13 protein-coding genes and 1 pseudogene are annotated in these 15330 nt (G+C 67.1%); 12 read left to right on the top strand and 2 right to left on the bottom strand.

Going from position 1 to position 15330, the window contains the following annotated elements:
• Positions 1–57: 57 nt before the first annotated feature.
• From tsaB to katG, 11 genes and pseudogenes are all read left to right on the top strand, one after another.
• A complete protein-coding gene (gene tsaB, locus SJY20_RS06165) occupies positions 58–675 on the top strand; it encodes a tRNA (adenosine(37)-N6)-threonylcarbamoyltransferase complex dimerization subunit type 1 TsaB (RefSeq protein WP_380788588.1) in 618 nt (205 codons plus the stop codon).
• A complete protein-coding gene (locus SJY20_RS06160; RefSeq protein ID WP_380785722.1) occupies positions 675–1148 on the top strand; it encodes a GNAT family N-acetyltransferase in 474 nt (157 codons plus the stop codon). Before tsaB ends, SJY20_RS06160 begins: the two co-directional genes overlap by 1 nt.
• Before the next feature lie 84 nt (positions 1149–1232).
• The gene (locus SJY20_RS06155; protein ID WP_380785721.1) at positions 1233–1658 is read left to right on the top strand and encodes a Fur family transcriptional regulator; all 426 of its coding nucleotides are present in this window, start codon (positions 1233–1235) and stop codon (positions 1656–1658) included.
• Between the two features lie 5 nt (positions 1659–1663).
• Positions 1664–2368, top strand: a complete 705-nt coding sequence (locus SJY20_RS06150) for a lysophospholipid acyltransferase family protein (protein WP_380785720.1) — start codon at positions 1664–1666, stop codon at positions 2366–2368.
• 38 nt (positions 2369–2406) lie between these two features.
• Positions 2407–3720 carry a tRNA (N6-isopentenyl adenosine(37)-C2)-methylthiotransferase MiaB gene (gene miaB / locus SJY20_RS06145; protein ID WP_380785719.1) on the top strand — a complete coding sequence of 438 codons (1314 nt, stop codon included), beginning with the start codon at positions 2407–2409 and terminating at the stop codon, positions 3718–3720.
• A 218-nt stretch (positions 3721–3938) separates the two neighbouring features.
• Positions 3939–4943, top strand: a complete 1005-nt coding sequence (locus tag SJY20_RS06140; protein ID WP_380785718.1) for a PhoH family protein — start codon at positions 3939–3941, stop codon at positions 4941–4943.
• A 48-nt stretch (positions 4944–4991) separates the two neighbouring features.
• Positions 4992–5249 (top strand): type II toxin-antitoxin system VapB family antitoxin, encoded by a 258-nt coding sequence (locus SJY20_RS06135; protein ID WP_380785717.1) that lies wholly within the window; start codon positions 4992–4994, stop codon positions 5247–5249.
• Positions 5250–5272: 23 nt separating this feature from the next.
• Positions 5273–5637, top strand: a pseudogene (locus SJY20_RS06130) (type II toxin-antitoxin system VapC family toxin).
• 9 nt (positions 5638–5646) lie between these two features.
• Positions 5647–6159 carry an rRNA maturation RNase YbeY gene (gene ybeY, locus SJY20_RS06125; protein ID WP_380785716.1) on the top strand — a complete coding sequence of 171 codons (513 nt, stop codon included), beginning with the start codon at positions 5647–5649 and terminating at the stop codon, positions 6157–6159.
• Between the two features lie 9 nt (positions 6160–6168).
• Entirely contained in the window at positions 6169–7071 is a 903-nt protein-coding gene (locus SJY20_RS06120) for a hemolysin family protein (protein WP_380785715.1), read from the top strand.
• A gap of 94 nt (positions 7072–7165) precedes the next feature.
• A complete protein-coding gene (gene katG / locus SJY20_RS06115) occupies positions 7166–9412 on the top strand; it encodes a catalase/peroxidase HPI (RefSeq protein WP_380785713.1) in 2247 nt (748 codons plus the stop codon).
• A 57-nt stretch (positions 9413–9469) separates the two neighbouring features.
• On the opposite strand, the gene dld is transcribed toward katG, so the two are convergent.
• Together dld and SJY20_RS06105 are read right to left on the bottom strand one after the other, a co-directional pair.
• Positions 9470–11158, bottom strand: a complete 1689-nt coding sequence (gene dld, locus SJY20_RS06110; protein WP_380785712.1) for a D-lactate dehydrogenase — start codon at positions 11156–11158, stop codon at positions 9470–9472.
• A complete protein-coding gene (locus tag SJY20_RS06105) occupies positions 11148–11711 on the bottom strand; it encodes a gamma carbonic anhydrase family protein (RefSeq protein ID WP_380785711.1) in 564 nt (187 codons plus the stop codon). The genes dld and SJY20_RS06105 overlap by 11 nt, the downstream gene beginning before the upstream one ends.
• 87 nt (positions 11712–11798) lie before the next feature.
• Between SJY20_RS06105 and SJY20_RS06100 the strand changes: the two genes are divergently transcribed.
• The gene (locus tag SJY20_RS06100; RefSeq protein ID WP_380785710.1) at positions 11799–15314 is read left to right on the top strand and encodes a PAS domain S-box protein; all 3516 of its coding nucleotides are present in this window, start codon (positions 11799–11801) and stop codon (positions 15312–15314) included.
• Positions 15315–15330 lie beyond the last annotated feature (16 nt).

The following is a 15330-nucleotide window of genomic DNA, read 5'->3' as shown; positions in this document are numbered from 1 at the left end:
CGGAGCGGTGGATGCCGGACCAAGTCCGGCATGACGAAGACGAAGGCTGAAATCCCAATGCGCACGCTCGTCATAGAAACCGCCACCGCCGCCTGCTCGGTCGCCCTGATCGAGTCCGGCACGGTGATCGCCCGCGCGCACGAGGTCGTCGGCCGCGGCCATGCCGAGCGATTGATCCCGATGATCGCCGGCCTTCCCGACGGGGGTTGCGCCGCGCACATCCTGGTCGATTGCGGACCGGGCAGCTTCACCGGCGTCCGCGTCGGCATCGCCGCCGCGCGCGGGCTCGCGCTCGGCTGGGGTGGCACGGTCTCGGGTTATTCCTCGCTTCCGCTGATCGCCGCCGCCGCCCTGCACGCTCGCCCCGCCGCCGATATTGCAGTGATCATGGAAGGCGGGCACGGTGAGGTCTTCATGCAGGCCTTCGCCGCCGACCTTTCGCCGCACGCCGATCTGGCGTCGCTGAAGCCCGATGCCGCGCTCGCCGCGCTCGGCGACCTGCCCGCTGTCGGCAACGGGGTGCGCTGGCTCGCCGCGCTCGACGCCTCGCTCGACCTGACCGAGGCGCTGCCCGACGCCGCCGACGCGATCCTGTTGCCGGCGGCGCTGGCCGCCCTCCCCGCGCGTCCGATCTACGGCCGTGCGCCTGACGCGAAGCCCCAGGCGCCGCGTTGATGGCGACCCGCACCATCATGCTGCGCAGCGGCGACGCCCGCGATATCGTCGCGGTCGATGCGCTGATGCAGACCGCGTTCGACCCGAGTTTCGGCGAGGCGTGGACGCGCAGCCAGTGCATTGGCGTTCTCGCGATGCCCGGCGTCCGTCTGACGCTGGCGATGGTCGACGACGTCGCCGCAGGCTTCGCGATGACCCGCAGCGTCGCCGACGAGGCCGAACTGCTGCTGCTGGGGGTAGCGCCCGATTGCCGCTGCCGCGGCGTCGGCACCGCGTTGCTCCGCAGCGTCGAGGCGGATTGCATCGCCAACGGCATCGCGACGCTGCATCTCGAGGTCCGCGCGAGCAACACCGCCGTGCGGCTGTATGTCGGTCACGGCTTCGTCAAGGTCGGCGAACGCCGCGCCTATTATCGCAGCAAGACGGGCCAGGCGCACGACGCGCATACCTATAGCCGGAAACTGCGAGCCTGAGCCACGGGCACGGCGTTATTGCGAGTCGGTATCTCTTTTCGCAACAGCCAATTGCGCCTACATGGTCATCGTCAGGGAATTATCATGCCGCGTAAGATCGACCTCGAAGCATTGTGCAACCAGAAGGGGCTCCGCATCACCGAGCAGCGCCGCGTGATCGCACGCGTGCTGTCGGAAGCGGAGGATCATCCCGATGTCGAAAAAGTGTACGAGCGCGCCAGCCTGATCGACCGCGGGATCTCGATCGCGACGGTGTACCGCACCGTGCGGCTGTTCGAGGAGGCCGGCATCCTCGATCGCCACGATTTCGGCGACGGCCGCGCCCGCTACGAACCCGCCCCCGAGGCACATCACGATCACCTGATCGACGTCGAGAGCGGCCGCGTGATCGAGTTCGTCGACCCCGAGCTCGAGCAGCTGCAAAAGGCGATCGCGGAGAAGCTCGGCTTCCGCCTGGTCGACCACCGCATGGAATTGTACGGCGTCAGCCTGGCCCGGAAAGACGCATAGGCAGTGTGCGGCTAGCCGCGCGACTGGCGGCGCTGATCGCGGCGCTAGGGATCGCATTGGCGCTGCACGGCGCCTGGCGGCTGGTCGGTCGGCGTTCGCCCTGGCCGCCGCGGTTCCTCGGGCTGGTCGCGCGGATCGTCGGCGCCCGCCCGCGGATCGTCGGCACGCCGCTGACCCATCATGTCGTGATCGTCGCCAACCACCTCAGCTGGATCGACATCCTGCTGCTGTCGGGCGCCACAGGCACCGCCTTCATCGCAAAGGCCGAACTCGAGACCGTTCCGCTGGTCGGCTGGCTCTGCCGGCTCAACCACACCATCTTCGTGAGTCGCGGCGACCGGCTGGGCGTGCACGCGCAGGTCGAGCAGATCCGCGAGACGCTTGCCGCCGACTGGCCGGTGACGTTGTTTGCGGAGGGCACGACCGGTGATGGCGTGACCATCGCGCCGTTCAAGGCGTCGCTGCTCGCAGCACTCGACCCGCCGCCGCCCGGGGTCCGCGTCCAACCGGTGCGGATCGACTACGGCGACGCCACCGCGGCGCTCGCCTGGGTCGGCGACGAGCACGGCAAGGACCACGCACTGCGGGTGTTGCGCCGCGCCGGTGTCTTCCACCCGACGCTGCATTTCTGCGACGTGTTCGACCCCGCCGACTACGGCAACCGCAAGGCGATCGCCGCGGAAGCTCGCCGACGGATCGAAGCCGCATAATCCTCCCCGTGGCGGGGAGGATTTGCTATGGGGCGCGCATGTCTTCCCCGAAAACCGCCCCCAAGACCTTTCACGTCAAGTCGTTCGGCTGCCAGATGAACGTCTATGACGGCGAGCGCATGGCCGAGCTGATGGCCGCCGACGGCCTCACGCCTGCCGACGCCGCCGATGCCGATCTGGTCGTGCTCAACACGTGTCACATCCGCGAACGCGCCACCGAGAAGGTCTATTCGGACATCGGTCGGCTGCGGAAGGGCGGCAAGACGCCAATGATCGCGGTCGCCGGCTGCGTCGCGCAGGCCGAAGGGCCTGAAATTTTCGCGCGCGCAAAGGTCGACGTCGTTGTCGGCCCGCAGGCCTATCACAACCTTCCCGCACTGGTCGCCAGCGCCGCCGCCGGCGTGCCGTCGCTCGATACCGACATGCCGATCCTGTCCAAGTTCGGCGCTCTGCCGGCGCGGCGGAAAGTGGCGCCATCGGCGTTCCTGACCGTGCAGGAAGGCTGCGACAAGTTCTGCACCTATTGCGTCGTTCCCTATACCCGCGGTGCCGAGGTCAGCCGGCCGTTCGCGGCGATCGTCGACGAGGCCAAGGCGCTGGTCGATGCCGGCGCGCGCGAGATCACGCTGCTCGGCCAGAACGTCAACGCCTGGAGCGAGGGCGACAGCGGATTGCACGACCTGATCGGCGCGCTCGACCGCATCCCCGGCCTCGCCCGCATCCGCTACACCACAAGCCACCCCAACGACATGCGCCAGGGCCTGATCGACGCGCACGGCGACGTCGAGAGCCTGATGCCGTTCCTGCATCTGCCGGTGCAGTCGGGCAGCACGCGCATCCTGAAAGCAATGAACCGCAGCCACGGCCGCGACGACTATCTCCGCCTGCTCGACCGCGTCCGCGCGGTCCGCCCCGACATCGCGCTGTCGGGCGATTTCATCGTCGGCTTCCCCGGCGAGACCGAGGCCGATTTCGCCGATACGCTGAGTCTGGTCGGCGCGGTCGGCTATGCGCAGGCGTACAGCTTCAAATACTCCGCCCGCCCCGGCACCCCCGCAGCGACCATGACCGACGAGATATCGGAGGCCGTGATGGACGAGCGCCTGCAACGCCTCCAGGCCGCGCTCAACCGCGACCAGCAGGCGTTCAACGCGAACAGCGTCGGGCGCACTTGCGACGTGTTGCTCGAACGCCCGGGGAAACTGCCCGGCCAGCTGATCGGCAAGTCGCCCTGGCTGCAGTCGGTCCACCTGATCACCGACGCGCGGATCGGCGACCTCGTCTCGGTCGACCTCGTCCGCGCCGATCCGAACAGCCTGGCCGGCGTCCCGGCAATGCGCGCCGCCGCCTGACGCCCGCGATGCGGTGTCGCCGCCACGAATAGCGCTGTCCTACGTCGGCGCGACCTGCCAGACTTGCCGGCGATGCAGCTGCGCCCGCGCGACTCGATCCTTTTTCACCGCGCTCACGGGCGCTGGTTGAACGCGTCGCGTACGCCCCTCATCTCCGGTGTACGAACCCCGCTACCGTCTCAACATCGTCAACATTCGCGTCGTCTTGAAAGGACCGCATGAGCCGCAAGCCCGTCCCCGCCCAGTCCGGCGAACGCAGCCGCGTCGAACTCCTGTTCGACAAGCCGCAGGCGCTATCCCGCCTCTTCGGCCAGTATGACCAGAACTTGGTCGCCCTCGAAAACCGCCTCGGGGTCTATATCACCGCGCGGGGCAACAAGATCGGGTTGGAAGGGACCGCCGAACAGGTCGCGACGGCGCGCGACGTGCTCCACGATCTCTATGCCCGCATCCAGCGCGGCGAGGAGGTCGATACCGGCTTGGTCGACGCGTCGATCGCGATGGCGTCCGAACCGACGCTGACCGGGATCATCCGCGCCGACGCAGGCGGCACCGGCGCGCCGCCGATCATGATCCGCACCCGGAAAAAGACGATCGTGCCGCGCACCCCGGCGCAGGCGCACTACATGCGCGAGCTGGTCAACAACGACATCATCTTCGCACTCGGACCCGCAGGTACCGGCAAGACATACATCGCGGTCGCGCAGGCGGTGCAGCAGCTCATCACCGGCAGCATCCAGCGCCTGATCCTGTCGCGCCCCGCGGTCGAGGCGGGCGAGAAACTGGGCTTCCTGCCCGGCGACATGAAGGAGAAGGTCGATCCCTATCTTCGCCCGCTGTACGATGCGCTGAACGACTGCCTGCCCGCCGAGCAGGTCGAACGCCGGATCGCGTCTGGCGAGATCGAGATCGCACCGATCGCGTTCATGCGCGGCCGTACGCTGGCCGACGCCTTCATCATCCTCGACGAGGCGCAGAACACCACGCCGGCACAGATGAAGATGTTCCTGACCCGATTCGGCGAGAACAGCCGGATGGTGATCTGCGGCGATCCGAAACAGGTGGATATCCCCGGCGGCGTCAGCGCCTCGGGCCTCGCCGACGCGGTCGTCCGGCTAGAGGGCGTCGAGGCGCTATCGATCTGCCGCTTCACGTCCGGCGACGTGGTGCGTCATCCGATTGTCGGTCGGATCGTCGAAGCGTATGAGGGGAACGAGGCTTGAGCTGCGGGATATCCTGGCGTAGCGTCGGGATATCCCCAGGAGGCGATGATGGCATCTCTCTATATCAAGGACAGCGAGACCGCGGAGCTTGCGGCCGAACTTGCTTCCCGACTTGGTGTCACGAAGACCGAGGTCGTCCGTGACCTGCTGCGGCGGCGTAGGGCCGAATTGATGCCGGAAGCGTCGGCGCCGAGCATCCATGAACGGCTGAGGGCATGGCGTGCCTCGCACCCTTTGGGTGAGCCAACGGGACTCGAAGCCGACAAGGCGTTCTATGACTCGCTGAACGACGAGGAAGACGATTGACCGTCTTCGTTGACGCGTCTGCGATGGTTGCGATGATAACCGATGAGCCGGACACGTATTCAGTTGCTCAGCGCTTCGGCGACGCCGAGGATACTCTGTACTCGGCGATTGCATTATGGGAGACGATACGCGCCGTAGCCCGCAAGCGCAAAGTGCGGATGAAGACCGCCCAAATAGAGGTTGAAACGTTCATCGCCGATTTTGGGCTTCGCCTCGTGCCGATTAGGAAGCGCACATCGCCGTCGAAGTCCACGATCACTACGGTAAGGGTACCGGCCACCCAGCACGCCTCAACATGGGCGACTGCTTCGCCTACGCCTGCGCCAAGACGAACGGTGCGGAACTTCTCTACAAGGGTGACGATTTCGCCCTGACCGATCTGGCCTGAAGGAACCCCATGCTCGCCATCGAACTGTCCTTCGACCCGCCCTGGTCCGACGCGACCGACTGGGACGCGCTTGCACTCCGCGCCGCCAATGCCGCGATCGAGCGTACCCCGCACGGTGAACTCCTGACGCTGCCCTCGACCGTCGAGATCTCGATCCGCCTCACCTCGGACGATGAGGTGCAGACCCTCAACAAGCAGTATCGGCAAAAGGACAAGCCGACCAATGTCCTCAGCTTCCCGATGGTCCAAGCCGACCTGCTGGAAACCATCAGCCAGAATTCCGACGACGGCGAGGTCCTGCTCGGCGACGTCGTGCTCGCGCACGGCGTGTGCGTCGCCGAAGCCGCGGAGCGCGGCATTTCGGTCGAGGATCACGCGACACATCTGGTGGTGCACGGCGTGCTGCATCTGCTAGGCTATGACCACATGGACGACGATGAAGCCGAGGGCATGGAGCAGATCGAACGCGATGCGCTCGACGCACTCGGCCTGCACGACCCGTATCTGATACGCGAGGACTGAACGACCGAGATGGCCGACGCCCCCAATGCCGCGCCTGGCGACAGTAACGACAGTATCTGGCGCGGACTGAAGACGCTGATCTTCGGTGCGCAGGACGAATCGCTGCGCGACCAGCTCGAGGATGCGATCGACCGCCACGAAGGCGATCCCGCCCCCGATGCGAAAGGCGACCTGACCCCGCTCGAGCGCCAGATGGTCCGCAACCTGCTCCACTTCAGCGAGCGCGACGCCGGCGATGTCGGCGTGCCGCGCGCCGACATCATCGCGGTCGAGGAGGATACCAGCTTCGCCGATCTGGTCGCGCTGTTCGCCGATGCCGGGCACAGCCGCCTGCCGGTCTACCGCGACAACCTCGATACGATCATCGGGATGGTCCACATCAAGGACGTGTTCAAGATCCTCGCGACCGGTGCCGAGCATCCGCCGACGCTGGAAGGGCTGATCCGCGAACCGCTCTATGCGCCGATGTCGCGCGGTGCGCTCGATCTGCTCGCCGACATGCGGCAGAAGCATGTCCACCTGACGATCGTGCTCGACGAATATTCGGGCACCGAGGGCCTCGTGACGTTCGAGGACCTGATCGAGGAGATCGTCGGCGAGGTCGAGGATGAGCATGACGACGCCCCGCAGGTGCTGCTCACCCCACTAGACGGCGGTGCCTGGGATGCCGACGCGCGCGCTGAGCTGGAGGACGCCGCCGAACTGATCGACCCGCGCCTGGCCGAGGTCGACGGCGACATCGACACGCTGGGCGGCCTCGCCGCGCTGCTCGCAGGTCATGTGCCGCAGGTCGGTGAGTGCGTCGATCATCCTAGCGGCTGGAGGCTCGAAGTCATCGATGCCGACGAGCGCCGGATCAACCGACTGCGCCTGCATCCCCCGCGCCCCGAGCCGGAGGATGTCGACGCTTGATCGATACACTCGCTTAGACCGACAAGATTAAGTCGTTTCCTAGGTCACGTCAGATGGCCCATACGATATGTTCAGTTCGACAGGAGACAGGATCATGGACGCAATCACCGAAGGCAGTCCGCTGAGCGACCCGAACAAGGAGCCCGCCGCGCTCCGCAGTTTGCTCGGCCGGACCAACCGCGACTGGTGGCCGAACCAGCTCAGCCTCGACATCCTCCAGCAGAACGGCCTGTCGGGTAACCCGATGGGCGACGATTTCGATTACGCCGCCGCGTTCAACAGCCTCGATCACGCCGCCGTGAAGGCCGATCTGGTCGCGCTGATGACCGACAGCCAGCCTTGGTGGCCGGCCGATTACGGGCATTACGGCCCGTTCTTCATCCGCATGGCCTGGCATTCCGCCGGCACCTATCGCACCGGCGACGGCCGCGGTGGCTCGTCGTCGGGCTCGCAGCGTTTCGCGCCGCTGAACTCGTGGCCTGACAACGGCAACCTCGACAAGGCTCGCCGCCTGTTGTGGCCGATCAAGTCGAAATACGGCCAGAAGCTCAGCTGGGCCGATCTGTTCATCATGGCGGGCAACGTCGCGATCGAATCGATGGGTGGTCCGGTGTTCGGTTTCGGCGGGGGTCGCCAGGACGTGTTCGAACCCCTGAAGGACATCTATTGGGGCACCGAGCAGGAATGGCTCGGCGACACCCGGATCGAGGAAGAGTCGGGCCGCGCGCTCGAAAACCCGCTGGCTGCGATCCAGATGGGCCTCATCTACGTGAACCCCGAAGGTCCAGGCGGCTGCCCGAACCCACTCGGTTCGGCACGCGACATGCGCGAGACGTTCGCGCGGATGGGCATGAACGACGAGGAAACCGTCGCGCTCACCGCCGGTGGCCACACCTTCGGCAAGGCGCATGGCGCCGGTGATGCCAAGCTGGTCGGCGTCGAGCCGGAAGGCGCGGACATCGCGACGCAGGGCCTCGGCTGGGTTTCGACGCATGAGAGCGGCATGGGCGATCACACGATCACCAGCGGCATCGAAGGCGCCTGGACCCCGACCCCGATCACCTGGGACATGACCTATTGGGACATGCTGCTCGATCACGAATACGAGCTGGTGAAGAGCCCGGCGGGCGCCAACCAGTGGCAGCCGGTCGGCAACCCCGAAGAGACGCTGGCACCCAAGGCGCATTCGCCGGGCGTCAAGGTGCCGACGATGATGACGACCGCCGACATGGCGCTCAAGAAGGACCCGAAGTATCTCGAGATCAGCCGGCGTTTCCAGAAGGATCCGGCGGCGTTCGAGGATGCCTTTGCCCGCGCCTGGTTCAAGCTGACCCACCGCGACATGGGTCCGCGGGTTCGCTATCTCGGGCCGGAAGTCCCTGCCGAGGACCTGATCTGGCAGGATCCGATCCCCGCTGCGGACTATCCGCAGATCGACGCGAGCGACGTGCCCGCGCTGAAGCAGGCGATCACCGATGCGGGCCTGTCGATCGCCGAACTGGTGACGACGGCCTGGGCCTCGGCCTCGACCTATCGCCAGTCGGATCACCGCGGTGGTGCCAATGGCGGGCGCATCCGTCTGGCGCCGCAGAAGGACTGGGAGGTCAACCAGCCCGCGCAGCTCGCCAAGGTGCTGTCGGCTTATGAAGCCATCAAGGCGGACTTCGACGGCAAGGGTGCCAAGAAGGTATCGATCGCCGATCTGATCGTGCTCGGCGGCTCCGTCGGGATCGAGGCGGCGGCGAAGGCGGCCGGTACCGAGATCGAGGTACCGTTCGAGCCGGGCCGCACGGACGCATCGGCAGAGCATACCGACGCCGAAAGCTTCGATGTGCTCGAACCGCAGGCAGACGGGTTCCGCAACTACCTGTCGGTCAAGTTCAGCGTTCCAACAGAGGAGCTGCTGGTCGATCGTGCGCAGCTGCTCGGGCTCAGCAGCCCCGAGATGGCGGTCCTCGTCGGCGGGCTCCGCGTGCTCGGCGCGAACCATCCGAAGGCCGAAAAGCACGGCGTGTTCACCGATCGCAAGGGTCAGCTGACCAACGACTTCTTCGTCAACCTGCTCGACATGCAGACCGCGTGGAAGCAGCTCAGCGACGAGAGCGACGAGGAATATCTCGGTACGCTGCGTGAGACCGGCGAGGAGAAGTGGACCGCCTCGCGCACCGATCTGGTGTTCGGCGCCAACTCGCAGCTGCGCGCGCTGGCGGAGGTCTATGCCTCGGGCGATGCCGGGCCGAAGTTCGTCAAGGACTTCGTCTGGGCCTGGACCAAGGTGATGAACGCCGATCGCTTCGACCTGTCGTCGGGTCACGTCCGCGGCACGCCTGCGGTCGCGTAACCGGCTCGTTCGCCGGATACTGGGTTCTGCCAGTATCCGGCGAACATCCCGACTGGGCTAGGCCCAGCGGCTATGGCGCGAGGTCTGCCCGATTCCCGGGTTGAACTGGTTGAGCGGATCGAGCTCCCGGTAGAAATCGACCAGCACGGGCTTGGCCTTGTAGAGGTGCCCGACATTGTGCTCGGCGGGATATTCCGCACCGCGGCCATCGAGCAATTCCAGCATGCGATGCTCCAGCGCGACCGGGTCGGTGCCCTTCGCGACGATGTAATCTTGGTGGAACACGTGGCAGAAGAAATGCCCGTAATAGAGCTTGTGGAGGATCGGCGCCTCGATCTCCGGCGGCAGCGTCTCGAACCAGTCGCGATCGTTGCGCGGTAGCGCGATGTCGAGTGCGACGATGTCCTCGACGGTGTCGGCATGGACGGTGCGATAGCGGACCGCTGCCCCGGCCGCGGCGAAGCGGTGCAGGAACGCCTTTGTCCCCTCCTCCGCCGTGCATTCGAAGAACGCGCCGGTCGCCGACGGAAACACCGCCGCCAGATGAGCCCGCGCCTCGGCGATACCGGTGCCCGCCATCCGCAGCATGAGATGGTGCGCGTAGCGGTCACGATAGTCGGTCATTCGCTTGGGCAGGTGGCTGGGGAACAGCCGAGACAGGCGTTGCAGCAGGCGGTCGCTGAGGCCGTCCTTCACCCAGGGCAGCTTGCGCGCGGCGCCATCGAACCGCGCCTTTATGCCGAAGAATCGGGGTAGCCGGTCGGTGCCGAAATGGCTGATCGCTAGGAAGGTGTCCTTGCCGTAGACCTCGGCGATGTCGAACGCGGCGCGGTGCATGTATTCGCCGGCGACCGGCAAGCTTTCGAACCGGCCGAGGATATCGCGGCGGAGCGCGGTCAGCTCGGCGGGATCGTTGGTGCCGATGTAGAAGACCGCGGTTTCGGGCTCGCGTTCGAACGTGTCCAGGCGGACCGCGAACAATGCCAGATGGCCTGCGCTCCCCGACGCCTCGTGCAGCCGTCCGGCATCGGCGTTGAACCGCGCCGGCGTGGGTTCGTCGATGCAGCGGACGTGGCGGCCATAATCGTGATCAGACGCACGCTTGCCGGGTTCGTGCCGCACGTCGGCGTCGGTGAAGCCGCGCGCCTCGACCGCGGCCAGCGCCGCCTCCGGATCGTCGGGCAGGTCGATACCGAGATGGTTGACGAGCCGCAGCACGCCGTCCGCATCGACCCGGGCGAACAGTGCCAGTTCGGTGAACACCGGCCCGCGCCGGACCAGCGCCCCGCCCGAATTGTTGCAGACGCCGCCGAACACCGACGCGCCGATGCACGAAGACCCAATCACCGAATGCGGCTCGCGGCCCAGCGGTTTCAGCTGGCGTTCTAAGTCGTAGAGCGTCGCGCCGGGCAGGCACACCACCTGGCGCCCGTCGTCGATAAGGTGCGCGCCAACGATCCGCAGCGTGCTGATCACCACGACATCGCGGTCGTAGTCACCGTGCGGGGTCGAGCCACCCGTCAGCCCGGTGTTCGCCGCCTGCATGATCACGATCAGGTCTGCGGCGACGCAGGCCTGCAGCACGCGCCATTGCTCGACCAGGCTGCCGGGCTGGACCACCGCGATCGCCTCGCCCGCACCGAAGCGATAGCCGTGGACGTACCGCCGGGTCTGGTCGGCGCCGGTCATGACGTGGCGCGCACCGACGATGGAACGCAGCGCCTCGACGATCGCGTTATGCGGCATGGAGCCGCGCGGCGAAGCGCCGGCTGTTGGCGACGTAGATATCCGCCGAGACCTTCAGCCCGGCGATCTCGGTTTCGCTAAGCATCCGCACCAGCCGCGCGGGGGTCCCGACGATCAGCGCGCCGTCAGGAAAGCTCTTCCCTTCCGTCACCAGCGCGCCCGCGCCGACCAGGCAGTTGCGCCCGATCACCGCGCCGTTGAGCAGCGTCGCGCCCATCCCCACCAGCGTGCCGTCGCCGACGGTCGCGCCGTGGATGATCACGCGGTGGCCGATCGTGCAGTCCGACCCGATGGTGACCGGCGACCCGCGATCCGCATGGAGCACGGCATTGTCCTGAACGTTGCTGCGGTCGCCGATCGCGATGACGTCGTTGTCCGCGCGCACGACGGCGCCGAACCAGATCGAGGTGTCGACGCCCAGCCGCACCTGCCCGATGACATGCGCGCCGGGCGCGACATATAGGCGCGCCGGGTCGGCGACCTCGGGGCTGCTGTGGTCCAGCGTGTAGAGCGTCATCGTCAGCCTTCCCAATCCGGAGCGAGTGTCTCCCATATCGTCCCGCCGCCGCCGATGGCGAGCGCGTTAAACGATTTTTACCATTCCCCGGTACGGTCGCACCCGATGACAGGAGTATCGACAGTGCTGAAGGCCAAGGAACCCAGGCTGGCGATCGGCTTTTTCATTTTGGCGTCGGCTGCCATCCTGCTCACACGGTTCAACGGCGGCGTCGCGCTGCTGTGGGTCGCGAACGCACCGCTGCTCGCGCATCTCTGCCGCACCAGGCCCGCCCGCTGGCCTGCCGCGCTGCTGTGGACCGGCGCGGCCTCGGTCACTGCCAGTGCCCTGTTCGGTCCGGTGTTCTGGGCAGGACCGATCTTCGGGATCGCCAGCATCTTCGAGGCGGTGCTCGCGGCGATCGCGCTGCGATATCTGCTCCCAGACCGCGACTTCTTCGCGACCTCCAAATCGGTGGTCGTCTTCACCGCGGTCGCGGGGCTCGCCGGACCGATGGCCAGCGGCGTGATCGCCGCGACGACGGCCTGGTTCGCATTCGGCCGGCCATGGGGCCCGATCTATGTCGACTGGGTCGTCGGTCGCGGGCTCGGGATGGTGATCGCCATGCCGATCGTCGGAATGTTCTACGGCCGGACGCGGGGAAGCGCCAAGGCGGCATTACGCGAGCAGTTGAGCGGCGAAGGCGGCATCCTGTTGCTGGCGGTCGCCGGCACAACCGCGGCGGTGTTCACGCAGGAGACGCTGCCGCTGCTGTTCCTGCCCGCGCTGCCGGTGCTGCTGGCGACGTTCAAGCTCGGGCGGCGCGGTGCGGCGCTGTCGATCGGGTTGGTCGCCGTCATCGGCTGGGTCGCGACCGCGAGCGGCCACGGCCCGGTGATGATGACGTCGCTGACCAAGGCCGGCCGCTTCCAGTTCTTCCAATTCTATCTCGCGTCGACGTTCCTGATGTCGCTGCCGGTTGCCGGCGCGCTGGGGCAGTCGAGGAAACTGCTGCAGGCGTTGAAATCGAGCGAGGCGCGGCACCGGCGGATCGTCGAGCGGTCGCAGGACATGATCTTTGAAACCGACGTCAGGGGAAACTGGACGTTTCTGAGCGACGCCTGGGTCCGGCTGACCGGCCGGGAAATCGCCGACAGTTTGGGCCAGCCGTCGAACCTGACCGTCATCGAGGCCGATCGGCCCAAGCTGGAGGATGCGGGCCGGCAGTCGCAGATCGCGGTCGACGGCATCGGTCAGGCCGAGGTGCGGTTCTCGACCGCCGACGGCCTGCGCTGGGCCGCGATCAACGTCGGCATCCTGCGCAACGACGAAGGCCAGGTCGTCGGCAGCTATGGCACGATCAGCGACGTCACCGAGCGCAAGCAGCTGGAATCGGGCACCGCCGCCGCGTTCCAGCAGGTTCGCGAGACCAACCGCCTGTTCAGGATGGCCGGCGCGCTCGCGTCGATCGGCCATTGGCGGTTCGAGGTTCACGGCGACAGCGTGATCTGGTCCGACGAAGTATTCCGGATCCACGGACTGCCGGTCGGCAAGCCCCCCGCCCTCGCCAATGCGATGGACTATTATCACCCCGATGATCGCGCCCGGATCGAAGCGGCGTTGACCGAGGCGATGGCAGAAGGCCGCGGCTTCGAATGGGAAGCGCGGATCGTCGGTGGCGACGGCCGCACCCGCCATGTCGTCGCGCAGGGCCAGACCGAGTTCGACGATGCCGGCGACCTCGTCGCGATGTTCGGCGTGTTCCAGGACGTTACCGACCGTGCGCTGGCAGAAGCCGCCCGCCGCGACAGCGAGGCGCGCTTTCGCCTGATCACCGAACAGGCCAGCGACATCATCGCGCTGATCGATCTCGACGGCGTCATCCTCTTCATGTCGCCCGCCTCGGCGACGATCCTGGGTACCCCGCCCGAGGACATGGTCGGCACCCTGCCCCGCGAGCGAATGCACCCGGACGATCTGGAGGCGATCAACGCCTATCGTATCCGCCTGCACGACAGCGCCGGTCAGGCTTCGACCACTATACGCTTTCGCATGCGCCGCGCCGATGGTGACTATGCGTGGATCGAGGCGATCTCGCGGTTGACCGACGTCGACGGTGCGCCGTGCGTGATCACGGTGTGGCGTGACGTCTCGCGCCAGGTCGCGATCGAGGCCGAGCTCACCGCCGCCAAGGCCGCCGCCGAAGCCGCCACCGTCGCCAAGGCCGGCTTCCTGGCCAACATGAGCCACGAAATCCGCACGCCGATGAACGGCGTCATCGGGTTCGCCGAACTGCTGCTCGCCAGCGACCTGTCGCCTGGACAGCGCCGCGACGCCGGGTTGATCGCCGACAGCGGCAAGGCGATGATGAAGCTGCTCAACGACATCCTCGACATCTCGAAGATCGAGGCCGGGCAGCTGGACGTCGTCGCCGAACCGTTCGACCTGCCGCACGCGGTCCGGGCCTGCGGCAAGCTGTTAGGTCCCGGCGCGGCGCAGAAACAGCTGCTGTTCGACGTAACGGTGGCGGACGATGTTCCGCGCTTCGTCCTGGGGGATGGGCTGCGGATACGGCAGGTGGTGCTCAACCTGGTCGGCAACGCGATCAAGTTCACCGATCAGGGGTCGGTCTCACTCGCGGTGCAGTTGACCGAAGACGGTGGCGAGCCGTGGCTTGCGATCACCGTCCGCGATACCGGGATCGGCATCGCGCCCGAGCGGCAGGGCGCGATCTTCGAGGAGTTCGTCCAGGCCGACCATTCGATCACGCGGCGCTATGGCGGGACCGGGCTGGGGCTTGCGATCAGCAACCGGCTGGCCAGGCTGATGGGGGGCCGGATCGCGGTCGACAGCGTGGTCGGGCAAGGTACCGTGGTCACGCTGATGCTGCCCGTCGCGATCGCGCACGCCGCCGCGGTACCGCCACCGTACGCCGAGGTCCCCGTGCCGCGGAGCACCCGACCCAGCCGCGTGCTGCTGGCCGAGGATCACGAGGTCAACCAGCTGCTCGTCCGTGCTATGCTCGCACATGGCGGCCATCAGGTCGTGCTGGTCGAGGACGGCCAGGCGGCGGTCGACGCCGTGCGCGACAGCATCGCCAACGGCACGCCGTTCGATATGGTCCTGATGGACATGCAGATGCCGGTGATGGACGGCATGGCGGCGACGCGGGCGATCCGCGCCGCGGAGACGAGCGGCGGGCGGCGTCTGCCGATCGTCGCGCTGACCGCCAACGCGTTTGCCTCCGACCTCGAAAGCTGTCGCGATGCCGGGATGGACGATCACGTCGCCAAGCCGGTGTCGATGGAGGCGTTGCTGGCCGCGGTAGACCGCTGGTCGTGCCCCGCCGAAGCACCCTGCGCCCCGCCGCCGGCGGCGAAGTTCCAGCCCAGCGCGGCCGTCCGGGACAAATATGCCGTTCACCGCGCCCGCACGCTGGAGCATGTCGACGCGCTGGTCAGGTCCGGCACCTTCTCCGACGAAGAGGTGCAGGCGACCGCTGCGCTGCTCCACAAGCTTGCCGGCACCGCGGGGATGTTCGGCGAAACCGCGCTCGGCAACTGTGCGAGCGAACTCGAGGACGGGTTGCTCGAATGGCCGAAGGAGGAACGGATCGCGCGAATCTCGGCCGGCGCCACGCGGCTACGCAACGCCGCGTGATCCGGTGCGTTGGTGT

Source organism: Sphingomonas sp. R86521 (genome assembly GCF_042466235.1).
GTDB lineage: Bacteria > Pseudomonadota > Alphaproteobacteria > Sphingomonadales > Sphingomonadaceae > Sphingomonas.
Note: the sequence above shows the minus strand (reverse complement) of the source record. Positions and strands in the feature narration are given on the sequence as shown.